At 71.2% G+C, this 22,408-nt stretch carries 21 protein-coding genes; 16 read left to right on the top strand and 5 right to left on the bottom strand.

Features of this window, described 5'->3' with window-relative positions:
- Positions 1-11: 11 nt before the first annotated feature.
- The gene (locus tag KIK09_RS54060; RefSeq protein ID WP_214327434.1) at positions 12-1,121 is read right to left on the bottom strand and encodes an ROK family transcriptional regulator; all 1,110 of its coding nucleotides are present in this window, start codon (positions 1,119-1,121) and stop codon (positions 12-14) included.
- Between the two features lie 94 nt (positions 1,122-1,215).
- Here KIK09_RS54060 and KIK09_RS54055 point away from each other — a divergent pair, with 94 nt between their 5' ends.
- The 9 genes from KIK09_RS54055 to KIK09_RS54015 all read left to right on the top strand — a co-directional run bounded on the left by KIK09_RS54055 (position 1,216) and on the right by KIK09_RS54015 (position 8,974).
- The gene (locus tag KIK09_RS54055) at positions 1,216-2,469 is read left to right on the top strand and encodes an ABC transporter substrate-binding protein (RefSeq protein WP_214327433.1); all 1,254 of its coding nucleotides are present in this window, start codon (positions 1,216-1,218) and stop codon (positions 2,467-2,469) included.
- Positions 2,466-3,308, top strand: coding sequence for a carbohydrate ABC transporter permease (locus tag KIK09_RS54050; RefSeq protein WP_214327432.1), 843 nt, complete (start codon positions 2,466-2,468; stop codon positions 3,306-3,308). Before KIK09_RS54055 ends, KIK09_RS54050 begins: the two co-directional genes overlap by 4 nt.
- Entirely contained in the window at positions 3,298-4,116 is an 819-nt protein-coding gene (locus tag KIK09_RS54045) for a carbohydrate ABC transporter permease (RefSeq protein ID WP_214327431.1), read from the top strand. The genes KIK09_RS54050 and KIK09_RS54045 overlap by 11 nt, the downstream gene beginning before the upstream one ends.
- A gap of 9 nt (positions 4,117-4,125) precedes the next feature.
- The gene (locus tag KIK09_RS54040; RefSeq protein WP_214327430.1) at positions 4,126-5,448 is read left to right on the top strand and encodes an alpha-L-fucosidase; all 1,323 of its coding nucleotides are present in this window, start codon (positions 4,126-4,128) and stop codon (positions 5,446-5,448) included.
- A gap of 5 nt (positions 5,449-5,453) precedes the next feature.
- Positions 5,454-6,269, top strand: a complete 816-nt coding sequence (locus KIK09_RS54035) for an SAM-dependent methyltransferase (RefSeq protein ID WP_214327429.1) — start codon at positions 5,454-5,456, stop codon at positions 6,267-6,269.
- Positions 6,270-6,425: 156 nt separating this feature from the next.
- Complete coding sequence (locus KIK09_RS54030) at positions 6,426-6,677, top strand: hypothetical protein (RefSeq protein ID WP_214327428.1); 252 nt, start codon at positions 6,426-6,428, stop codon at positions 6,675-6,677.
- A 101-nt stretch (positions 6,678-6,778) separates the two neighbouring features.
- Positions 6,779-7,948: a cytochrome P450 gene (locus KIK09_RS54025; RefSeq protein ID WP_214327427.1), complete on the top strand. Its 1,170-nt coding sequence runs from the start codon at positions 6,779-6,781 to the stop codon at positions 7,946-7,948.
- 19 nt (positions 7,949-7,967) lie between these two features.
- Positions 7,968-8,714: an HAD family hydrolase gene (locus tag KIK09_RS54020; RefSeq protein ID WP_214327426.1), complete on the top strand. Its 747-nt coding sequence runs from the start codon at positions 7,968-7,970 to the stop codon at positions 8,712-8,714.
- Complete coding sequence (locus KIK09_RS54015) at positions 8,711-8,974, top strand: DUF4031 domain-containing protein (protein ID WP_214327425.1); 264 nt, start codon at positions 8,711-8,713, stop codon at positions 8,972-8,974. Before KIK09_RS54020 ends, KIK09_RS54015 begins: the two co-directional genes overlap by 4 nt.
- On the opposite strand, the gene KIK09_RS54010 is transcribed toward KIK09_RS54015, so the two are convergent.
- Positions 8,945-9,559, bottom strand: coding sequence for an HD domain-containing protein (locus tag KIK09_RS54010; RefSeq protein WP_308164846.1), 615 nt, complete (start codon positions 9,557-9,559; stop codon positions 8,945-8,947). The two genes, KIK09_RS54015 and KIK09_RS54010, sit on opposite strands and share 30 nt — an antisense overlap.
- Positions 9,560-9,700: 141 nt before the next feature.
- On the opposite strand from KIK09_RS54010, the gene KIK09_RS54005 reads away from it, so the two are divergent.
- Both KIK09_RS54005 and KIK09_RS54000 read left to right on the top strand, forming a co-directional pair.
- Entirely contained in the window at positions 9,701-10,939 is a 1,239-nt protein-coding gene (locus tag KIK09_RS54005) for a hypothetical protein (RefSeq protein ID WP_214327424.1), read from the top strand.
- A gap of 14 nt (positions 10,940-10,953) precedes the next feature.
- Positions 10,954-11,652 carry a DUF2786 domain-containing protein gene (locus KIK09_RS54000; RefSeq protein WP_214327423.1) on the top strand — a complete coding sequence of 233 codons (699 nt, stop codon included), beginning with the start codon at positions 10,954-10,956 and terminating at the stop codon, positions 11,650-11,652.
- On the opposite strand, the gene KIK09_RS53995 is transcribed toward KIK09_RS54000, so the two are convergent.
- Together KIK09_RS53995 and KIK09_RS53990 are read right to left on the bottom strand one after the other, a co-directional pair.
- Positions 11,641-12,489 carry an LLM class flavin-dependent oxidoreductase gene (locus KIK09_RS53995; protein ID WP_214327422.1) on the bottom strand — a complete coding sequence of 283 codons (849 nt, stop codon included), beginning with the start codon at positions 12,487-12,489 and terminating at the stop codon, positions 11,641-11,643. The two genes, KIK09_RS54000 and KIK09_RS53995, sit on opposite strands and share 12 nt — an antisense overlap.
- A 116-nt stretch (positions 12,490-12,605) precedes the next feature.
- The gene (locus tag KIK09_RS53990) at positions 12,606-15,326 is read right to left on the bottom strand and encodes an AfsR/SARP family transcriptional regulator (RefSeq protein WP_214327421.1); all 2,721 of its coding nucleotides are present in this window, start codon (positions 15,324-15,326) and stop codon (positions 12,606-12,608) included.
- Positions 15,327-15,576: 250 nt separating this feature from the next.
- Between KIK09_RS53990 and KIK09_RS53985 the strand changes: the two genes are divergently transcribed.
- Positions 15,577-16,935 (top strand): hypothetical protein, encoded by a 1,359-nt coding sequence (locus tag KIK09_RS53985; RefSeq protein WP_214327420.1) that lies wholly within the window; start codon positions 15,577-15,579, stop codon positions 16,933-16,935.
- A gap of 2 nt (positions 16,936-16,937) precedes the next feature.
- On the opposite strand, the gene pgm is transcribed toward KIK09_RS53985, so the two are convergent.
- Positions 16,938-18,548 carry a phosphoglucomutase (alpha-D-glucose-1,6-bisphosphate-dependent) gene (pgm, locus tag KIK09_RS53980; RefSeq protein ID WP_214327419.1) on the bottom strand — a complete coding sequence of 537 codons (1,611 nt, stop codon included), beginning with the start codon at positions 18,546-18,548 and terminating at the stop codon, positions 16,938-16,940.
- Positions 18,549-18,648: 100 nt separating this feature from the next.
- Here pgm and KIK09_RS53975 point away from each other — a divergent pair, with 100 nt between their 5' ends.
- From KIK09_RS53975 to thrS, 4 genes are read left to right on the top strand one after another with little or no spacing between them, the layout of a single operon-like run.
- Positions 18,649-19,542 (top strand): TIGR03564 family F420-dependent LLM class oxidoreductase, encoded by an 894-nt coding sequence (locus tag KIK09_RS53975; protein WP_214327418.1) that lies wholly within the window; start codon positions 18,649-18,651, stop codon positions 19,540-19,542.
- Complete coding sequence (locus tag KIK09_RS53970) at positions 19,539-19,727, top strand: hypothetical protein (RefSeq protein WP_214327417.1); 189 nt, start codon at positions 19,539-19,541, stop codon at positions 19,725-19,727. Before KIK09_RS53975 ends, KIK09_RS53970 begins: the two co-directional genes overlap by 4 nt.
- Before the next feature lie 60 nt (positions 19,728-19,787).
- The gene (locus KIK09_RS53965; RefSeq protein ID WP_214327416.1) at positions 19,788-20,384 is read left to right on the top strand and encodes a glycoside hydrolase family 25 protein; all 597 of its coding nucleotides are present in this window, start codon (positions 19,788-19,790) and stop codon (positions 20,382-20,384) included.
- Between the two features lie 35 nt (positions 20,385-20,419).
- Entirely contained in the window at positions 20,420-22,378 is a 1,959-nt protein-coding gene (gene thrS / locus KIK09_RS53960) for a threonine--tRNA ligase (protein ID WP_214327415.1), read from the top strand.
- The last annotated feature ends 30 nt before the right edge of the window (positions 22,379-22,408 follow it).

Below are 22,408 nucleotides of genomic sequence, written 5' to 3'. Positions count from 1 at the left end.
GATCTGTGCGCTCAGGAGACGACGCTCGCGGCCAGGACCAGGCTGGCGGCGCCGAGGGCGTGGGCGCTGTCGTCCCACGGGCGGACCGCGATCTCCAGCCCGGGCAGGATGCCGCCGTCGGTCACCGAGCGGAAGCCGGGCGCCAGGTAGGGCCACAGCACATGGCTCTCGCCGATCACTGTCAGGGCCCGTACGGCCAGCACGTTGGCCACTCCGGCCACCGCCCTGCCGAGGATGGCGCCGGTCTCCGCCAGCAGGTCCCTGATGCCCGGGGCGTCCTCGTCGGCCAGCCGTACCAGGTCGGGGGCCTGCGCGGAGGTCAGGCCGCGGGCGCGCGCCTCGGCGGCCAGGGCGTAGTCGGCGACGTAGGCGTCCAGGCAGCCGCGCCGCCCGCACACGCAGGCGGGCCCGCCGGGACCGATGGGGACGTGGCCGAACTCGCCGGCCACGCCGTCGGGGCCGCGGTGCACGCGGCGGCCGAGCACGATGCCCATGCCGACGCCGTCGCCGATGGCCAGCACCAGGAAGTCGTCGTGCTCGCGGCCGGTGCCGAACAGCAGCTCGGCCGTGGTCGAGGCGCGGGTGTCGTTGTCGATCAGCACGGGCACCGGCAGCCGGGCGGCCAGCAGGGGCAGCAGCGGCAGGTCGGTCCAGCCCAGCCGGGGCGAGAGCCGTACGGTGCCCGCGGAAGGGTCGATGAGACCGGGAAGAGCCAGCCCGACCGCCCGCACCCGGGAGTCCTCAAGCACCGGTGAGCAGGCCGAGACGAGCTGGTCGACCGGGTCGTCGGCGGGGGAGAAGGGCCGCGTGAAGCGCCGCACCTCGCTGCCGTCGAGCCGCATCACCACCCCCACCAGGTGGTCGGGGTGGACCCGCAGCCCCAGCGTGTGGGCGGCGTCGGCGACCACCTCGAGCGGCACGCGGGGCCTGCCGGGGCCGCTGACCTGCGGCGGCAGCTCCCGCATGAAGCCCAGCTCGATCAGGCGGCGGGTGTGCTCGCTGACCGTGGCCGCTCCTAAGCCGAGCCGGGTGGCGATCTGTGAGCGGTTGAGCGGTTGCGACCCGGTCAGCGCGAGAATCTCCGCGCGGACCAGGTCCTCCCGGTACCGAGGCTGGGGCATGTGGTCATTTTCCTCTCTTGACGGGCGGCTCCCGCCACGCCTAAGGTCGCCAACCACAATAAATTCGTCACCGAAAATACTAGGGGCGAGGCACATGCGACAACTGGTGGCCATCGGATTAGTGGCGATTCTGGCCACGGCGTGCGGCGGTGGCGGGGGATCGGGCACGGCGGGCGGCACGAAGGACTCGGCGGGCGCGGTCACGCTCGACTGGGAGATGTGGGCGGGCAGCGAGGACGAGAAGGCCCAGCTGGACCATCTCGCCCAGCTCGTCACCCAGCAGGACCCGAAGATCAAGATCAAGCTGCGCACGGCGCCGTTCAACGACTACTTCACCAAGCTGCAGACCGAGTTCGCCGCGGGCAAGCAGGCCTGCGTGGTGTCCCTGCAGAGCCTGCGGCTCGGCGCCTACGCCGACCTCATGGAGCCGCTCACCCCGGGCGACGGCTTCGCGCCCGCCGCGCTCGACGCGCTGAAGATGGGTGGCAAGCAGCTCGCCCTGCCCTTCGACCTGGCCTCGATGCTGCTGTACTACAACGCCGACGCCTTCGCCAAGGCCGGGCTGCCCGCGCCGAAGACCGGCTGGACGGTCGCCGACTTCGACAAGGCCGCCAAGACGCTGTCGACCGGCGGCAAGAGCGGCTTCGGCATGTCGTTCTCCGACCTGCACACGCTGTCGCTGCTGCTGACCTACAACGGCGCCCGCCCGGTCACCGACGACCTCAAGCTGCAGATGGACGCCCAGCCCATGGTCGACGCCCTCACCTGGTACGCCGGACTGGCCAAGAGCAAGGCCGGCAGCGTCCCCGCCAGTTCCTCCGAGGGCGGCTGGGGCGAGACCCAGTTCGTCAACGGCAACGCCATGATGGCCGTCGACGGCTCGTGGGACGTCGGCTCCACGTTGAAGGACGCCAAGTTCAAGGTCGGCCTGGCGCCGCTGCCCGCAGGGCCGAACGGGTCGAAGACCTACGTCGCCAACTCCGGCTTCGGCGTGGCCAAGTCGTGCCCGTACAAGGAGCAGGCGATCAAGGCGGTGTCGATCCTGACAGGGGCCGAGGCGCAGGGGTATCTCGCTGGAGCGGGACGCGGCTTCCCTGCCCGTACGGCGCAGCAGGCCGACTACGAGCAGTTCCTGGTCAAGGCGAACCCTGCCAACGCCGAGGGCGTGCAGACGGCGATGGCCGCGATCAAGGACGGTCTGGCAGGCGGAGTGCCGCTGTTCACGACGAAGAACTGGGACACGGTCAACAAGACCATGGCGCAGTACCTCCTGCAGGCCTACACCGGAGCCCAGAGCCCCAAGGACGCGCTGTCCGCGATCCAGCAACAGGGCGCGCGGGGCCAGTGAGGCTCAGACGCGCGGAGCAGTGGAGCGCGCTCGGCTTCGCCACGCCGAGCGTGCTCGGGCTCGGGCTGTTCACGCTGTTCCCTGTCGGCATGGCGGTCGTGATGAGCTTCTTCCAGTGGCCCATGCTGGGCACCCAGGAGTTCATCGGACTGGACAACTTCCGCTACCTGTTCGGCGAGGACCCCAACTTCCTCGCGGCGCTGCGCAACACGTTCGTCTTCACCGGGCTGTACGTGCCGCTGAATCTGGTGCTGGCGCTCGGGCTGGCCTTCTGGATCAGCCACTCGCGCTGGCAGAACCTGTGGCGGGTGCTGTTCTTCATCCCGGCGATCACGCCGATGGTGGCCAACGCGGTGATTTGGAAGCTGCTGTTCCAGCAGGTCGGCCGGGAACCCAACCTGCTGGCCGACGGGCGCACCGCGCTGCTGTCGGTGGTGGCGATGAGCGTCTGGCAGGGCTTCGGGTACAACCTGATCGTCTTCTCCGCGGCCATCAACGAGATGCCCAAGGCGGTGCTCGAGGCCGCCGCGATCGACGGGGCGACCGGCCTGCGCAGGCTGCTGCGGGTGCAGCTGCCGCTGATCTCGCCGGCGCTGTTCTTCGCCACGATCATGACGGTGATCAGCGCGCTGCAGGTGTTCACCCAGCCCTACATCCTGACCGCGGGCGGCCCGGGCAACGCCACCGAGACCCTGGTCATGGACATCTACCAGGCCGGGTTCCAGGCGCGCGACCTCGGGCTGGCGGTGGCGGGAGCGTGGGTGCTGTTCGCGATCATCCTGCTGGTGACCGCCGTGCAGTTCCTCGGCCAGAAGCGGTGGGTGCACTATGAGAGCTAGAAGCGTGATCTCCCACGTGCTGCTGGCCGGGGTGGCGCTGGCGTTCCTCTATCCGCTGATCTTCGCGGTCGCCACGGCGCTGAAGCCGCCGGGGGAGACGTTCGGCTCGGCCTCGCTGATGGGCTCCTCGCTGCGCTGGCGGAACTTCTCCGACGTCTTCGCCTACGTGCCGTTCCAGCGCTACATCCTGAACGGCGTGCTGGTCGCCGGCGCGGGCACGGTGGTCGTGCTGTGCGCCTCGGCGCTGTCGGCCTACGCCTTCGCCTCGCTGCGCTGGCGCGGCAGGGACGGGGTGTTCCTGCTGTTCCTGGCCACGCTGATGGTGCCGCAGGAGGTGCTCGTCGTGCCCATGTTCCTGCTCATGCAGGCCTTGGGCTGGGTCGACACCTACCAGTCGCTGATCTTCCCGTGGGCCTTCACCGCGTTCGGCACGTTCCTGCTGCGGCAGTTCTTCCGCAGCGTGCCGGGCGAGCTGCGCGAGGCCGCGCGCATCGACAGCGCCGGCGAGCTGCGCATCTTCGTGCGCATCATGCTCCCGCTGGCCAGGCCCGCGCTCGGCGTGCTCGCGGTGTTCACCTTCATCACCTACTGGAACAGCTTCCTCTGGCCGCTCATCATGATCAACGACGTGACCGCGCGCGGCACCGTGCCCCTCGGGCTGCAGCTGTTCTTCGGCCAGAACGGCAACCAGTGGCACCTGGTCATGGCCGCCTCGATCATCTCCATCCTGCCCACCCTGCTGCTGCTCGTCGCGCTGCAGAAGCACCTGGTCAAGGGCATCGCCACCGCCGGGCTCGCCGGGCGTTGAAAGGACTCCATGTTCGCCTTCGATCGACGTACCGGGCCCGACCTGGGTGTGGACTACCCCGCCAGGGACGTGCCCGGGTGGTACCGGGACGCCAAGTTCGGCGTGTTCGTGCACTGGGGGCTGTACTCGGTGCCCGGATGGGCCTACCCGGGGCCCGAGGTGGACGTCGAGCTGGCCTACAGCCACCACCAGTACGCCGAGTGGTACGCCAACACCGTCCGCATCCCCGGCTCGCCGACCGCCGACCACCACGAGCGGACCTTCGGCGTCGGCGCCTCCTACGAGGACCTGGCCGACCAGTGGCAGCCCAAGGCGCCGGAGGGCTGGATGGCGCTGTTCGCCGAGTGCGGCGCCCGCTACGTGATCCCCACCGCCAAGCACCACGACGGGTTCTGCCTCTGGGACACCGCCACGACCCGCTTCGGGTCGCTGCACCGCGGGCCGCGCAGGGACGTGGTGGCCGAACTGGCCGACTCCGCCCGGGCCGAGGGGCTGCGCTTCGGCCTGTACTACTCGGGGGCGCTGGACTGGCATGTCTCGCACTTCCCGCCGATCCGCTCCACGACCGACCTGTTCACCTTCCGGCGCAACGACGAGGCCTTCGCCCGCTACTGCTTCGACCAGGTCGCCGAGTTGATCGAACGGCACGCGCCCGACGTGCTGTGGAACGACATCGACTGGCCCGACTCTGCCAAGGCGGCCGGGCCTTACAGCCTCAGCACCCTGTTCGAGCGCTACTACGACGCGGTGCCCGACGGCGTGGTCAACGATCGGTGGGGCGTGCCGCACCTGGGCTTCAGGACCCGCGAGTACACCACGGAGGGGCGGACCACGCCGTGGGTGTGGGAGGCCACGCGGGGGCTCGGCCGCTCGTTCGGCTACAACAGGGCCGAGGACGACCGGCACCTGATCGGGCCCGTCGAGCTGGTCCACCTGCTGGCCGACACCGTGGCCAAGAACGGCAACCTGCTGCTCAACATCGGCCCGCGCGGCGACGGGACGCTGCCGGAGAACCAGGTGGAGCGGCTGCGGTACCTGGGAGCGTGGCTGCGCGACCACGCCGGCGCGATCTACGGCACCCGGCCGTGGCGGCGGCACGCCGAGCCGTCCGGGGTGCCGGTCCGCTACACGGTACGGCCGGACGGCGCGCTCAACGTGATCGTGCTCGACCCGTCCGTGGGCAGGTTCCGCCTAGCCGACGACTTGTCCGGAAATATCGCGACCTGGGGGGATGGGCCGGCTGAGGTGATAGATGGATATGTCACCATTCCGGAGCGGATGCGTGAACTGCCCGCTGCTGTGCTGGTTACGGAATATTCTTCGGTAGAGTGACGCCCGTGGGTGGTCAGGAGCGGGCGCCGGGCGGGATCGACCCCACCGTGCCCAGCGTCGCGCGCATGTACGACTACTACCTCGGCGGCAAGGACAACTTCGCCGCCGACAGGAAGGCCGCCGAGCAGATCATCGGGCTGGCGCCCAACGCCCGCGAGGCCGCCAGGGCCAACCGCGCCTTCCTCATCAGGGCCGTCACCCACCTGTGCGAGCAGGGGATCAGGCAGTTCCTCGACCTCGGCACCGGCCTGCCCACGCAGGAGAACGTGCACCAGGTCGCCCGGCGCCTGGCCCCCGGCTCGCGGGTCGTCTACGTAGACAACGACCCCATCGTGCTCGTCCACGCCCGGGCCCTGCTCGAGGACAGCCCCGACACGATCGTCATCGGCGCCGACGTCAGGGATCCCGGTGCCATCGTCGGGCACCCCGAGGTCCGCGAGCACCTGGACTGGTCGCGGCCCGTGGGCGTGCTGCTGTCGGGGATCCTCCACTTCGTCCAGTCCGACGAGGAGGCCCAGGCCATCGTGGCGGGCCTGCGGGCGCCGCTGGTCCCGGGCAGCTACGTGGTGATCTCGCACGGCCACGGCGGCGAGACCCCGCCCGAGGTGGTCGACAAGGGCCTGGAGGTCTACCGCTCCACCTCGACCGGCTTCATCACGCCGCGCACCCGCGACCAGGTCGCCGCCTTCCTGCGCGGGCTCGACCTCGTCGAGCCCGGCCTGGTGCCGGTCCAGCACTGGCGCTCAGACGACCCCATCGAGGCGGAGATCGACCCGGCCGAGCCCGGCTCCTACGGAGTGGTCGGCCGCATCCCCGGGTAGCTCCGCGGCCACGCCCACAGGGCGCGCGTTACGGCGGGAGACCCCGTGGGCCATCCCGGCCGGCCAGGACGGAGGCCGGCCGCTTGCGGCGCGTGCGCGCAAGTGTGGCGGTAGCCGTAGGAGACAAGCGGCGGAAAGACGCGCACAATGGCCCGCGTGAGCAAGCGATCGCGCAGACGCCGCGCACTCACCAGTGGCGCACCGAGCTGGATGCCGGGATACGGGCCGGGCGAGCCGCACGGGCCCGGCGACGACGACCCGACGGGGGGTGACGGCGGGGTCAGGGAGCCGCGCAGGCCCAAGCCCGCGCCGCCTTCACTCTCGGCACAAGCGCCGCTGCCGGGACCTCCTGAGGCGGAGCGGATCCTGACCGAGGATGAGACGAACACAACCCTGGTTCATCCCTGATCTGGCAGCATCCTGGCCAGATCCCGTCCTCGCGGATGGGACCATCTATGGAGGGTTTTGTCCCATCATCATCTGATGTATCCCCAGCAGGACGGATTTCGATGTCAGATAACGAGTTCCCGCTCGTCCAGTTCATGCGCGAGGGCTTCGACCCGGTCGAGGAACTCGCGCGGATCAGGACCGAGCAGCCGGTCTTCCCCATGGAGATCCCGGGCGGCCAGGTCGTGTACCTGGTCACCCGCTACGAGGACGTGCGCGCCGTGCTCGGCGACCACGAGCGCTTCAGCAACGACTTCGGCAACGTGATCGGCCTGGGCTCCAACCAGGAGGACCCGGGCGGCCTGGGTTTCCGCGACCCGCCCGAGCACACCAGGCTGCGCAAGTTCCTGACGCCCGAGTTCACCATGCGCCGCCTGCGCAGGCTCGAGCCGCGGGTCGAGGACATCGTCAACGAGCACCTCGACCGCATCGAGGCCTCCGACAAGCCCGTTGACCTGGTGGAGTCCTTCGCGCTGCCGATCCCGTCCCTTGTGGTGTGCGAGCTGCTCGGTGTGCCCTATGACGAGCGGTCCGACTTCCTGAAGATCAGCAAGGACCGTTTCGACTTCACCGCCGGGCCCGAGGCGTCGCTGCAGGCGATCAACGACGCGATGGCGTTCCTGACCGACCTGGTGGTGCGCGAGCGGCAGAACCCGGGGGAGGGCCTGCTCGGCCAGCTGATCCGCGACCACGGCGACGAGCTGGACGACCGCACACTGGCCTCGATGGCCGACGGCCTGCTGGTGGGCGGCCACGACACCAGCACCAGCATGCTGGCCCTGGGCAGCCTGTGGCTCCTTGAGAACCCCGACGTGGCCGCCCGCGTCCGCGACGAGGACGGCTACGTGGTCCAGGTCGTGGAGGAGCTGCTGCGCTACATGAGCGTGGTGCAGGTCGCCTTCCCCCGCTTCGCCCGCGAGGACCTGGACCTGTTCGGCACCCCCATCAAGAAGGGCGAGATGGTCCTCTGCTCGCTCGCGGCCGCCAACCGTGACCCCAAGCTGGGCGACGGCATCGAGCAGGTGCTGCCCGACCGCGAGGTGGCCGGCACCCACCTGGCCTTCGGCCACGGCATCCACCGGTGTGTCGGCGCGCCGCTGGCCCAGATGGAGATGCGCATCGCCTATCCCGCGCTGCTGCGGCGATTTCCGACGCTGCGCGTGGACGGCGAGGTCCCCTTCCGCAAGCTCGCGATCGTCTACGGCGTGGAGAAGCTACCCGTGGCCTGGTAAAGCGCGTACGTTCACGTATGTGAGTGGGATCGATCTGACCACGGTCCGCGCCGTCGTCTTCGACACCGACGGCGTGGTCACCGACACTGCTCGGGTGCACGCGGCCGCCTGGAAGCACGTCTTCGACGCGTTCCTGCGCGGCCGTTCCGAGCCCTTCGACATCCGCGCCGACTACCTGCGCCATGTCGACGGGCGGCCCCGCCTTGACGGCGTGCGCACCTTCCTGGCCTCGCGCGGCATCGAACTGCCCGAGGGCGCGCCGGACGACGAGCCGGGCGCGCCGACCGTGCACGGGCTCGGGCTGTCCAAGGACCGCTACTTCATGCAACAGGTGGACAAGTACGGCGTGGCCGCCTTCCCGTCCACGGTGGCGCTGCTCCACGAGCTGCGCAGGCGCGGCGCCCGCACCGCGGCCGTGTCGGCCAGCCTGCACGGGCGCAAGCTGGTGACCTCCGCGGGCGTCATGTACCTGTTCGACCTGCTCGTCGACGGCAACGACGCGGCGCTGATGAACCTGCCGGGCAAGCCCGACCCCGCGCTGTTCCTCGAGGCCGCCCGCCGCCTCGACCTGCCCGCCACCAAGGTGGCCGTGGTCGACTCCGCCCTGCCGGGCCTGCAGGCCGGACGCAAGGGCGGCTTCGGCATGGTGATCGCGGTGGACCGGCTCGGCCAGGGCGCCGAGCTCAGCGAGCTGGGAGCCGACCTGGTCGTCGCCGACCTCGGTGAGGTGAACGTTCAGGGCAGGGTCCTACCCTTGAGCACGTGAGCGTGCTCATCGATCCCCCGATCTGGCCGGGCCCGCGCGGCCTCATGTGGTCCCACCTGGTCAGCGACAACTCCCTGGCCGAGCTGCACGACTTCGCGGTGCTGCTGGGCGTGCCCACCCGCGCCTTCGACCGCGACCACTACGACGTGCCCGAGACGGTGCACGCGCGCGCCGTCGAGCTGGGCGCCGAGTTCGTCAGCTCCCAGGAGCTGCTGCGCCGCCTCATCGCCTCAGGCCTGCGCCGCCGCAAGCGCCGCTAGCTCGGCGCTCATGTTCTCCCGCGCGCGGGCCTCCCACAGCTCCCTCGCGCGCGGCGTCCGATACAGCCGCGGTACGGCCAGCAGCCTGCGCAGCACCTCCGAGCGGCCCGCCACGAACAGCTCGTCGGGCACGTGGCGGTACTCCTGCCTGATCTGCCGCGTGTAGCCGTCGTAGCCGTCGCGCCCCAGCACCGACAGGTCGGCGTCGCACAGCACGGCCCCGTCGGCGTCGCCCTCCCGCAGTGTGTCGTGGGCCGCCGTGAGTCTGACCAGCGCGGCCACCCGGCCGATCCTGTCCGCGCCGATCCCGCACCGTGGCAGCCGCGCCTGGGCCAGCTCGGCGCTGCGCTCCTCGTCCCAGCCGGGCCGCCCGTCGTAGACGGCGTCGTGGAACCAGGCGGCCAGCCGTACCGCGTCGAGGTCGGCGGCCTCGGCGGCCAGCAGGTCGACCGCGTCGAGCACCGCGCGCAGGTGATCGAGCGTGTGGTAGCGGCGGTGCGGCTCGGACCAGCGCGCGATCAGCTCCGCGCCCACGGCGGCCGCGGCGGGGGAGTCGCCCGCGACCGCGAGCCAGCGTTCCAGCACGCCAACGATCTTACGCCGTGTTCCGTGAGGGAAAACTGGGGCAAATGGGGCAGTGGGCAGCGTTTGCCGTACAAGAAGCCGACATTCTGCAATGATCTCGCTGTTATACGGCCGGAGATTGAACTTCACGGATAGTGACTGATGCCCACATTCGAGGAAATAGCTGCCTTCGTATCGGACAAGCCCGTCGCCACCGCCGTCATCGCCGTGCTCGGCCTGGTTGGGCTGGCCCTGTTGTACTTCGCCGTCAGGATCGTCTGGCGCGGCGCCTCCTGGCTGATCGCCCGCTATGTCGCGGTGCGCCCGATCGAGGACATCCTCACCGTCGTGGCCGCCTCGATCGCGACGGGCGTGTCCGCGCAGGGCATGTGGCGTTTCTCGGGCGACGTGCTGGGGCTGAACGGGCCGCTGCGGCTGCTGCTGTTCGCCTTCATCGAGGTCGCCATCATCACCAGCGCCGTGCGGGCCAGGCGCAACATGCGGGAGAACTTCTCCGCCGGCATCGACGGCATCGCCGTGTGGGCGCTGACCTGCCTGACCGCGGTGCTGTCCAGCATGGACGCGCGCAGCCTGCCCGAGGCGGTCTTCCGTCTGGCCGCGCCGCTGGTGGCGGCCTGGCTGTGGGAGCGCGGCATGGCCATCGAGCGCCACCGCATCCGCGGCACCGGCCGCATCAACTGGCGCCTCACCCCCGAGCGGCTGCTGGTCCGCGTCGGCCTGGCCGAGGTGAGCGACCGTACGGCCAGCGAGGTCGACGCCCACCGCAGGCTCACCCGCGTCGCCCTGGCCGCCAAGAAGGCCAAGGCGCTGCGCGACGGCGGCGCCTCCGAGCGCAAGGTCCGCGCCGCGCTCGGCAAGCTCGACAAGGCCATGGACCAGGCGGTCGAGCACACGGGGCTGGCCGTCGACCAGCAGCGCCAGGAGGCGCTGCTGGCCCAGATCGCCGCCCTGTACAACACCAACGCCCTGATCGACGCCGACCCGCGCGTCCCCTGGGAGCCGGAGCCCGAGGCCGCGCCGGTGCCCGCCAGGCCCGCCCTGCCCCCGGCCCTGGTCGAGCTCGTCAAGGACGACGACGAGGACATCGCCGTGTTCGACACCACGCCCCAGGTCGTCAGCACCGCCGAGCGGGCCGCGCTGATGCGCTCCGCCCGCGAGTTCTGGGACCGGCAGATCGCCAAGGGCATCGTGCCGCGCACCGTCGACATCGCGCAGGAGATCGGCATCTCGCTGGCCAGCGCGCGCGAGTATCGTGCCCTGTGGAAGCTGGAGCCTGCGGCCCACGCCCTGATCGAGGCCCTCTACCAGCAGCACGGCATAGTCGACACCGGCGCCTTCCCCGCCATCTCCGACGACGGGCGGGTGCTGACCAAGTCCTGAAGGCGGGGAGCCGGTTGAGGGAGCGCACGCTCGATCGCGTCAGGAAGCTGCTGGCCAAGGCCGAACGCACCGACAACGAGCACGAGCGCGCCACCTTCATGGCGGCGGCCTCCGCGCTCATGGCCAAGTACGGCATCGAGTCGGTCGACGCCGAGCCCCTCCGGCGGGCCCCCGCCAACCGGATCGTCACCCTGCCCAACCCGTGGGCGCGCGAGAAGGCCAGGCTCGTCTCGCTCGTCGCCCAGGCCGTCCGCTGCCGCCCGCTGCTCATCGGGCGCGGCGACGGCGGCCAGCGGGTGCACATCTTCGGCTTCGCCGCCGACCTGGAGCGCGCCGACCTGCTCGCCACCTCGCTGCTGCTGCAGATGGCCGCGGGCCTCACCCGGGTACGGCTGCCGCCCTCCGTGACCACTGTGCGCGCCTACCGGCGCTCGTGGCTGCTCGGCTTCACCGACGAGGTCTACCGGCTGCTGCGCGCGGCGGAGTCGGCGGCCGTCGCCGAGGCCGCACCCGGCACCGCCCTGGTCCTGGCCGACCGCGGCGCCGAGGTGGACCGGGCCGTGGCCGAGCAGTACCCGCGGATCCGGGTCAGCGTCCCGCGCACCAGCGGCACCGGCTACCGCGACGGCGTCGAAGCCGGGCGCCGGGCCGATCTCGGCCGCACTGGCGTCGACCCGGTTCTCACGCCGGTCCTCGGCCCGTCAGGCGGGTAGCGCCTCGGCCAGCCGTCCGATCTGATCCGGTTCCGGCGAGGTCGGATACAGCACCACGTCCGTGGCGCCGGCCTCCTCCAGCCGTGCCAGCTCGGCCGCGAGCTCCCCTGGCGTGGTCAGCGTGTCGGCCCTGACCATCCCGAAGTAGGCGTCGCCGTAGTAGTGGCGGATGTAGTCGTCCGGGTCCTTCCCGAGGCTGAAATACCGCCCGGTCATGATCCGCGGCTGCCCGGCCCTGCCGGCGTGGGCCCATGCCCGCCGTATCGCCTGCACTCCCTCGCGCAACTGCTGCAGCCCGAACAGCGGCGCCACCCATCCCTGCCCGTGCGCGGCCGCCCGCCGGAACGCCGCGGGCACCATGCCGCCGAACATCAGGGCCGGCCGTCCCTCGGGCAGCGCGGTCATCGGCCCGCCCGCGCCGCTGACCTTCCCCGCCCACACGTCGCGCATCGTCCGCAACGTCGCCTCCCACAGCGCCTTGCGGGGACGGGGGGCGTGGCTGACCACGAAGTCCTCGGGCCATCCGCCCAGCCCGAGCCCCGCCGTCAGCCGTCCCCCGGAGATCAGCTCCACGGACCCCAGCTGCTTGGCCAGCAGCACCGGGTTGTTGCGCCACCCGACGTTCAGCACGGTCGTCACGAGCTCGACCCGCCCCGTGCACGCAGCCGCGGCGGCCAGCGCGGTCAACGGCTCCACGTTGTCGTAGACCAGCCGATCGATCACCCCGACGGACGCGAACCCGGCCCGCTCACTCTCACCCGCCCACCACCCCAACCTGCTCGCGTCGGCCCCCGGCACGGCCGCGGGCAACCCGATCCCGATCCGCATCTCCCCCATACGCGAAACGCTACGCCCCCTCCCACCTGCGGTCTTGTAGCAAACGGCCCGGCGCGTTTCCCGAGCTTTCGGCCGAGGACCGGTCGGTGATGGTGCGGCGGGTGAGTGACCTGCGGTCAGGGGCGGGAGTGCTGCTCGGGTGGGGCGAGGAGTTTGGCGTGGATGGCCGCGGCGGACGGGTGGTCGAGGTCGTGGAGGATGTCGAGGGCGTGGCGCCAGGCCTGGCGGGCGGCGGCGAGGTTTCCCGCCGCGTGCTGGGCGTCGCCCAGGTGGGTGAGCGTGTCGGCCTCGTTGTAGCGGTCGCCGCCCTCGCGGAACAGGTCGAGGGCCTGCTCGTAGCAGGCGATGGCGCGCCGGTGGGCGCCGAGGTGGTGATGGGCGTAGCCCAGGCTGTCCCACGTCGTGGCCTGCCCGTGCCTGTCACCGGTCTCCTCGTGCAGCGCGAGGGCCGCCTGGCAGTGTTCGAGGGCTTGGGCGTGGTCGCCGAGCAGGGCGTGCAGCCAGCCGACGGCGTTGAGCGCCCTGGCCTGCCCCGCCGCGTGCCCCGCGGCGCGGTAGAGGTCGAGCGCCGCCTGGGCCTGGCCGAGCGCGTCACGCGGGCGGCCCTGCCGTTCCAGTACGCCCGACAGGTTGCCGTGGGTGTGTGCCTGGCCCATGCGGTCGCCGAGCTCGCCGTACAGCTTCAGTGCGATCCTGAGGTGCGCGTGGGCGTCGGCGTGCCGGTCGAGGCGCGTGCAGGTCCAGCCGAGGCTGCGGTGGGTGTGCGCCTGCCCCGCCAGGTCGCCCTCCTGCAGCACGGCCGCCAGCGTGGCCTTCTGGATGGCGACCTGCTCGTGCCAGCGCCCACGACGGTCCAGGTACGGCGAGACCGCCCACTCCAGCTGCCAGGCGTGGGTGGCGTGACCCGTCTCGGCGGCCCGCGTGATGGTGGCGAGCAGGACGGCGTCCTCGGCGGCGAACCAGGACAGCGCCCACCGGTGGCCCGCGGGCTCCTCCAGGGTGACGCCGGGCGCGGGCGGAGCCAGCGCGATGGGCTCCCGGTGCGGGCTCAGCAGCCGGGCGGCGGCGCAGGCCGTATGGAGGTAGTGGTCGAACAGGCGGCGCAGCGCGGCCTGGCGTTCGGCGAGCGGGTCGCGGACGTCCACCAGTTCGGTGGCGTAGGCGCGCAGCAGGTCGTGGAAGGTGTAGCGGCCGGGCACGTGCTCGATGACGAGGTGGGCGCGGGTCAGCTCGGCCAGCAGCAGCCGGGCCCGCCGCGGCGGGACCCCGGCCAGGCAGGCCGCAGCTGTCAGGCCCAGATCGGGTCCCGGGTGCACGGCGAACAGCCGGAACAGCCGCGCGGCGTCCTCGCCCAGCGCCCGGTAGGACCAGGACAGCACGGCCCGTACCTGGGTGGCCACGTCCTCGCCGTCGAAGGCGTCGAGCAGGCCGGCGGTTTCGCGCAGCTCGGCGGCCAGCGCGGCCAGCGGGAAGCCCGGCCGGCCTGCGGCACGGGCGGCGATGACCGCCAGCGCGAGCGGCAGCCGGGCGCAGCGGGCGATGATCTCCTCGACCGCGTCCGGCTCGGCCTGGACGCGGGCCCGTCCCAGGCGGCGGGCGAGCAGCTCACGGGACTCGTCGACCGACAGCAGGTCCAGCGACAGCGGGTGCGCGCCCTGCGCCGCCACCAGCCCCGGCAGCCGGTTGCGGCTGGTCACCAGCGCCATGCAGCCGGGCGAGCCCGGTAGCAGCGGCCTGACCTGCTCGGCGTCGCGGGCGTTGTCGAGCACGACGAGCACCCGGCGATCGGCGAGCAGGCTGCGATAGAGCGCTGTCCGCGCCTCCAGGGTGGCGGGGATCCGCTCGGCGGGCACGCCCAAGGTCTCCAGGAAGCCGCGTACGGCATCGGCCGGAGCCAGGACCGGCCAGGTCGCGTCGAAGCCGCGCAGGTCCACGTACAGCTGCCCGTCGGGGAAGCGCGCCTGGGCCCGGTGCGCCCAGTGCACGGCCAGCGTGGTCTTGCCCACACCGCCCCCGCCGTCGATCACCGCGATGACGACGGCCGAGCCCTCCCCGGCAAGCCGGTCGAGCGAGGCCAGCGCCGCGTCCCTGCCGGTGAAGTGGCCGGCGGCGGGCGGCAGCTGCCTGGGAACCCAGGTCACCTCCGGCCCTGAGAGCACGCGCGCGTGCAGTTCCTGGAGTTCTGGGCCGGGATCGACGCCGAGCTCGTCCGCCAGGACGCCGCGGGCCTGGGCGTAGGCGGCCAGCGCGTCGCCCTGCCTGCCGGCCTGGTGCAGGGCGCGGATCAGCAGCGCCCAGGCGCGCTCGCGCAGCGGATGCTCGACGACCTGGGCGCGCAACTCGGGAAGGAGCTCGTCGTGCTCGCCGGCGGCCAGCCTGGCCTCGAACCAGTCCTCCAGTACGGCGAGCCGGCGCTCGCCCAGCCGGGCGGCCGCCGAGGTGAAGACCGGATGCGGCGGGAGGTCCTGCAGCGGCTCGCCCCGCCACACCGCGAGCGCCTGCCCAGGAAGGCCCCTGGCCACCAGGTCGGTGAAGACGTCGAGATCGAGTTCCCCCGGCCGGACCTCGATCCGGTAGCCGCGCCCAGGCTGTCCGGAGATCCGCGACGACTGCGACCCCAGCGCCCGGCGTAACGCGGTCACGTGCTGGCGCAGGTTGGGCGCGGCCGAGGCCGGCGGCTCCTCTCCCCAGATCGCGTCCACCAGCCGGTCCACGGTGACCAGCCGGTTGGGGGAGAGCAGCAGCGCCGCGAGCAGCGCCCGCCGCCGAGGACCGGGAACGGGCACGGCCCGGCCGTCGACGTGGACCTCGACCGGTCCGAGCACGCGGAACTCCATTTGCACCTCCAGCGAGGCAGATGTTACAGATGACCGTTTCTCGCTATGCGCGCGTTATGCGGGGATACGCGAACCTTGCGCGGTGTTCCGTCTCGGATCGCCGGCCGCCGTCGGGTGGCATGCGTAACACCCGACCCGGTGCGTGCGGTCGTGGATCACTCGGCTAGCCTTCTCGTCGTTCGAGCGCAGCCGTAGATCGCCACCGCATGACCCGCTGCCCGACCATCAGCGTCCTTGGAGGAAGGTCTACGTGCTGACACGCCGTCGTGCCCTGATCACGCTCACCGGCTCGGTGTTCCTGCTGGGCGGGTGCCGCCTGCCCGGCAGGCTGACCGGGGTGGAGAAGACGCGCGACGCCACGGACATGCAGGCCGACGTCAAGCGCTTCATCGACCGCCGCAACGCCGCGCTGCGCTCCGGTGACGAGCAGGCCTGGCTGGCCGGCGTCGACACCTCCAACGCCGCGCTCGTGGCGGCCCAGAAGCTGCAGTTCGAGAACCTGCGCAAGTTCCAGTGGGAGACGCTGCAGCTGTCCAGCGGCCCCTCCGACGGCCCGCTGGTCGCCAAGCCCCAGCGCCACGCGAAGACGCTGCCGCAGGACGCCGACGGCTTCAAGGTGCGCCTGGTGTCCAAGCTCGCCGGCGTCGACAGGGACGGCAGCGCCAGCGACTTCATCTACCTGTTCGCGATGCTGAACGGGCAGTACACGATGATCGACGTCGGGCCCGTCACCGACGACTACGGGCTGACCTACGACTCGCCGTGGGAGCTGACCCGGCTGACCGTGGTCAAGAAGGGCGACGTGGTCCTGGCCACGGACGGGTCGGTGCCCGACTTCGACGCCTACGCCAAGGTCGCCGCCAGGGCCAGCGCCGAGGTGCGCCGCGACTGGCTGGGCAACCCGGCGCCCGCCGGCTTCGCCCTGTTCCTGACCGGCAGGCCCGCCAGCTACAAGAAGTGGTTCGGCGCGGGCACGCCCAACTGGTCGGAGGGTGTGGAGATCCCCCTGCTCGGCGCCAACGCCGACAAGGTCAACGTCACGGGCCACTACGCGGGCTCCCGCATCGTGGTCAACATGAAGTCCGCCCTGAAGTCGGACAACCCGCTGCTGGTGATGAAGCACGAGATCACCCACGCGATCTCCGCGGCGGTGCAGGAAGTCGACATCGAACTGGGCCCGGTGAACGGGGACAAGAGCAAGTCCCTGAGCCTGTCCGCGCCCCGCTGGGCCGTCGAGGGATTCGCCCGCTACATCGAGAACCGCGGGACCCCGGCCGCCTCCGACAGGTGGGTGATCCGTGACGGCCTGGCCAAGGGCCTGCTCCGCGCGGACCTGCCCAACAACGAGCACTTCTACGATGACAAGTACCGCTCGTTCAACTACTCGCTGGGCTGGTCGCTGTTCCAGTTCATCGCCGAGGCCAAGGGCCACGCGACCGCGGTCAAGGTCTACGTGGGCCTGGTGACCAGGCCGAGCTTCGGCAACATGCAGGGCAGTGACGCGCTCTTCGACACGCTGTACCGCCTCAAGCTGCAGCGGGAGCCGTTCGTCAGCACGAGCGGCTCCCTGTTCTGGCAGCAGTGGACCGCCTTCCTGCGCAGGATGTGACGTCAGGAGAGCGCGGCGTTGACCACGGCCCTGGCCTCCTCCTGGACCAGGGCCAGGTGGTCGGGCCCCTTGAAGGACTCGGCGTAGATCTTGTAGACGTCCTCCGTGCCGGAGGGGCGGGCGGCGAACCAGGCGTCGGCGGTGGAGACCTTGACGCCGCCCAGCCCGGCGCCGTTGCCGGGGGCAGCGGTCCGCACGTCGGTGATCGGGTCACCCGCCAGCGTCGACGCGGTGATCTGCGAGGCGGACAGCTTGGCCAGGACCGCCTTCTGCTCGCGGGTCGCCGGGGCGTCCACCCGGGCGTAGGCGGGCGCGCCGAAGCGGGCCGTCAGACCCCGGTAGTGCTCGCTGGGGGACTTGCCGGTCACGGCGAGAATCTCCGAGGCCAGCAGCGCCAGGATGATGCCGTCCTTGTCCGTGGACCAGGGCGAGCCGTCGCGGCGCAGGAACGAGGCGCCGGCGCTCTCCTCGCCGCCGAAGCCGAGCGAGCCGTCGAGCAGGCCGCCCACGAACCACTTGAAGCCCACCGGCACCTCGTACAGCTCCCGCCCGAGTGAGGCCGCGACCCGGTCGATGACGCTGCTGGAGACCATGGTCTTGCCGACCCCGGCGCCCGCCGGCCAGGCGGGGCGGTTGGCGTACAGGTAGGAGATCGCCACGGCCAGGTAGTGGTTCGGGTTCATCAGCCCGTCACGCGTGACGATGCCGTGCCTGTCGGCGTCCGCATCGTTGCCGGTGGAGATGTCGTATTCGTCCCGACCGGCGATGAGCCCGGCCATCGCGTACGGCGACGAGCAGTCCATCCGGATCTTGCCGTCCCAGTCCAGCGTCATGAACCGCCAGGTGGGGTCCACCAGGGGATTGACCACCGTGAGGTCGAGCCGGTGCCGCGTGGCGATCTCCTGCCAGTAGGCCACGCTCGCGCCGCCGAGCGGATCGGCCCCGATGTGCACTCCGGCGGACCGGATCGCGTCGAGGTCGATGACCGACGGCAGGTCGGAGACGTAGGCGTCCACGAAGTCGTAGCGGCCCGCCGTACTCAGGGCCCTGGAGTACGGCACGCGGCGCACTCCCTTGAGGCCGTCGGCGAGCAGCTGGTTGGCCCGGTCCTGGATGCGCGAGGTCACGTCGGTGTCGGCGGGACCGCCGTTGGGCGGGTTGTACTTGAAGCCGCCGTCGGATGGCGGGTTGTGCGACGGCGTGATCACCACCCCGTCCGAACCCGGGTGGGTGAGGATCGCGTGCGACACCGACGGCGTGGGCGTGTAGCCGTCACGCGCGTCGATCAGCACGGACACGTCGTTGGCCGCGAAGACCTCGAGCGCCGAGACCCTGGCGGGCTCCGACAGGGCGTGCGGGTCGATCCCCAGGAACAGCGGCCCGCCGATCCCCTGGGAGGCGCGGTACTCGCAGATGGCCTGGCTGGTGGCCACGATGTGGTCCTCGTTGAAGGCCGTGTCCAACGACGAACCCCGATGCCCGGAGGTCCCGAAGGACACCCGCTGGGCGGCCGAGCCGGGGTCGGGATGAAGCGCGTAGTACGCGGTCACCAGCCTGGCGACGTCGACCAGATCCGACGGTTGGGCGGGCTGTCCCGCGCGCTCGTGACTCATGGGGCCAAGCTTACAAATCCGCCGCGTCGAAGCCCCGGAGGAAGGCCGGCGGGAAGAGCGCGGCGGCTAGACTGCGCACATCGACCAGAATGGAGTTCGGATGCGCGTCGGTCTCTTCCTCGACGTCCCCCAGGGGGACGACCCCATCGGCGCGCTGCGCGAGCAGCTCACCGCCGCCGCCGCCGACGGGTTCGCCTCGGCGTGGCTGTCCAACATCTTCCACCTCGACGCCCTCACCGCGCTGGCCGCCGCCGGCACACAGATCCCCGGCATCGAGTACGGCACGGCCGTCGTGCCCACCTACCCGCGCCACCCGGCCGCGCTGGCCCAGCAGGCGATGACCGCCAACGCCGCGCTCGGCGGCCGCCTCGCGCTCGGCATCGGCCTGTCCCACAAGATCGTCATCGAGCACATGTTCGGCTACAGCTTCGACCGCCCCGCCAGGCACATGAAGGAGTACCTGGAGGTCCTGCTGCCGCTGGTGCGCGGGGAGCAGGTCAAGTTCGAGGGCGAGACGGTCAAGGCCAACATCGGGCTCACCACGCCCGGCGCCGGGCTGCCCGTGCTGATCGCCGCGCTCGCGCCCCGGATGCTGACGCTGGCCGGCGCCATGGCCGACGGCACCGTCCTGTGGATGACCGGCCCCAAGACGGTCGCCGGGCACGTGGCGCCCAGGATCCGCGAGGCCGCCGAGCAGGCCGGCCGCCCCGAGCCGCGCGTGGTCTGCGGCCTGCCGATCTGCGTCACCGACGACCCCGCCGGCGCGCGCGCCCGCGCCAACGAGGTCTTCCAGGTGTACGGCGGGCTGCCCTCCTACCGGGCGATGCTCGACAAGGAGGGCGCCGAGGGCCCCGGCGACGTGGCCATCGTGGGCGACGAGGCCTCCGTGCGGGCCCAGCTGGACGAACTGGCCGAGGCCGGCGTCACCGACTTCATCGGCTCGATCTACTCCAAGGCCGACCGCACCAGGGAGTTCCTCAAGGAGTTGACGTGAGGACCGCCCTGGCGGTCGTCGGCGGCGTGCTCGTGCTCGTCGGCGGCCTGTGGGTGCTGCAGGGGCTCGGCTACGTGGGCGGCAGCTTCATGAGCGGGGCACGCCAGTGGTTCTGGATCGGGCTGGGAGTCGCCGCGGTGGGCGTCCTGCTGGCCGTACTGGGCGTGAAGGGCAGAAAGGGCTGATTCGGCGCGGCGCCCGGCCGATGGGAGGCCCCTCTCCTAAACTCCGGCAAGGTGAAGCGCGTGCTGCATGGCATTGACGTATCCAACTGGCAGGGCACGGTCGACTGGGCGGGTCACGCCGAGGCGGGGCTGAACTTCGCCTTCGCCAAGGCCACCGAGGGCGGCCACTGGACCGACAAGTACTTCGCCCGCAACTGGCTGGGCATGCGGGAGAGCTGGCTGGTCTGCGGCGCCTACCACTTCGCCAGGCCCAAGGGCGATCCGCACGAACACGCGCGCCACTTCCTGAGCACGCTCAGGTCGGCGGGCGGGCTGCGCCGCGGCGACCTCGTGGCGCTCGACCTGGAGCGCAACGACGGCCTGCCGCCCGAGCGGGTCGCCCGCTACGCCCGTCGCTGGTGCCGTCACATCGAGCGCCAGGCGGGCGTGCGGCCCTTCGTCTACACCTTCGAAGCGTTCGCCAGGGCGGGCAACTGCGCGGGACTGAGCGAGTACCCGCTGTGGATCGCCGCTCCCCACAAGCCGCGCGGCGAGCCCGTGGTGCCCAGCCCGTGGCGAGACTGGACCATCCACCAGTACTCTCACAGCCCTCTCGATCGGAACATCTTCCACGGCAGCCGGGAGGACCTGACAAAGCTGGGGTTTCACCCGCGATAGCATCGGTGTCCACCGACTATTCAAGGGAGAAAGCCGTGTCTGCCGAGCTACACATCACCCTCGCCGGAGCCGAGCGTGTGGTGGCGGCCGGCACGACGGCCGGCGACGCGCTCGAAGCCGACGGGCGTACGGTCATCGCCGCCCGCGTCAACGGCGAGCCCCGCGACCTGGCCCACGTGCTGGGCGAGGGCGACGAGGTCGAGCCGATCGAGATCTCCAGCAAGGAAGGGCGGGCCATCGTCCGCCACTCCACCGCCCACGTCATGGCGCAGGCGGTGCAGGAGCTGTTCCCCGAGGCCAAGCTGGGCATCGGCCCGCCCGTGGAGAACGGCTTCTACTACGACTTCGACGTCCCGCAGGCCTTCCACCCCGACGACCTCAAGCGCGTCGAGAAGCGGATGCGGGAGATCGTCAAGCAGGGTCAGCTGTTCTCCCGCCGTCCCGTCTCGGACGAGGAGGCGCGGGCCGAGCTGGCGGCCGAGCCGTACAAGCTCGAGCTGATCGGGCTCAAGGGCGGTGCCGACCAGGAGGAATCCGTCGAGGTCGGCGCGGGTCAGCTGACGATCTACGACAACCTCGACCCCAAGGACGGCGAGCTGCAGTGGAAGGACCTGTGCCGCGGGCCGCACGTGCCCTCGACCCGGTCCATCCCGGCCTTCAAGCTGATGCGCACCGGCGGCGCCTACTGGCGGGGCAGCGAGAAGAACCCGCAGCTGCAGCGCATCTACGGCACCGCCTGGGAGTCCCGCGAGAAGCAGGACCAGTACCTCCACATGCTGGAGGAGGCCGAGAAGCGCGACCACCGCAAGCTCGGCGCCGAGCTCGACCTGTTCAGCTTCCCGCCGGAGCTGGGCAGCGGCCTGCCGGTCTTCCACCCCAAGGGGGGGATGATCCGCAAGGAGATGGAAGACTACATGCGCAAGCGGCAGGGGGAGGCGGGCTACAAGTTCGTCAACACGCCGCACCTGACCAAGTCAGCGCTGTTCGAGACCTCCGGCCACCTGCCCTGGTACGCCGACGACATGTTCCCGGCCTTCGAGCTTGACGGCATCGACTACCGCGTCAAGCCGATGAACTGCCCGATGCACAACCTGATCTTCCGGGCGCGCGGGCGCTCCTACCGTGAGCTGCCGCTGCGGCTGTGCGAGTTCGGCACCGTCTACCGCTACGAGAAGTCGGGCGTGGTGCACGGGCTCACCCGCGTGCGCGGCCTGACGCAGGACGACTCGCACATCTACTGCACCAAGGAGCAGATGGGCGGCGAGATCAAGTCGCTGCTGTCCTTCGTGCTCAGCGTGCTGCGCGACTTCGGGCTGTCGGAATTCTTCCTGGAGCTGTCCACGCGCGACGACTCCGACAAGTTCATCGGCGACCAGGCCGACTGGGACGAGGCCACCGAGTCGCTGCGCCAGGCGGCCGAGGAGTCCGGGCTGCAGCTGGTCGACGACCCGGGCGGCGCGGCCTTCTACGGGCCCAAGATCTCCGTCCAGGTCAAGGACGCCATCGGGCGCACCTGGCAGCTGTCGACCATCCAGCTCGACTTCAACCAGCCCAAGCGGTTCGAGCTCGAATACCAGGCGGCCGACGGCACCCGGCAGATGCCCGTCATGATCCACCGGGCGCTTTTCGGATCGATCGAGCGCTTCATCGGCGTGCTGGTCGAGCACTACGCGGGCGCGTTCCCCGCCTGGCTGTCGCCGGTGCAGGTCGTGGGCATCCCGATCGCCGACGCGCACGCGCCCTACCTGCAGGACGTGGCCAAGAAGCTGCGCGAGCGGGGCATCAGGGTCGAGGTCGACACCGCCGACGACCGGATGCAGAAGAAGATCCGCAACGCGCAGAAGTCCAAGGTGCCGTACATGCTGCTCGCCGGCGACGACGACATCGCCAACGGGGCGGTCTCGTTCCGGTACCGCAACGGCGAGCAGAAGAACGGCGTGCCGATCGACGAGGCGATCTCCGAGATCGTCAACGCGGTCGAGCAGCGGCTCTGATTCCCTCCCGGCCGCGCCCCGCATGGCGCG

Source organism: Nonomuraea sediminis (genome assembly GCF_018531495.1).
GTDB lineage: Bacteria > Actinomycetota > Actinomycetes > Streptosporangiales > Streptosporangiaceae > Nonomuraea > Nonomuraea sediminis.
Note: the sequence above shows the minus strand (reverse complement) of the source record. Positions and strands in the feature narration are given on the sequence as shown.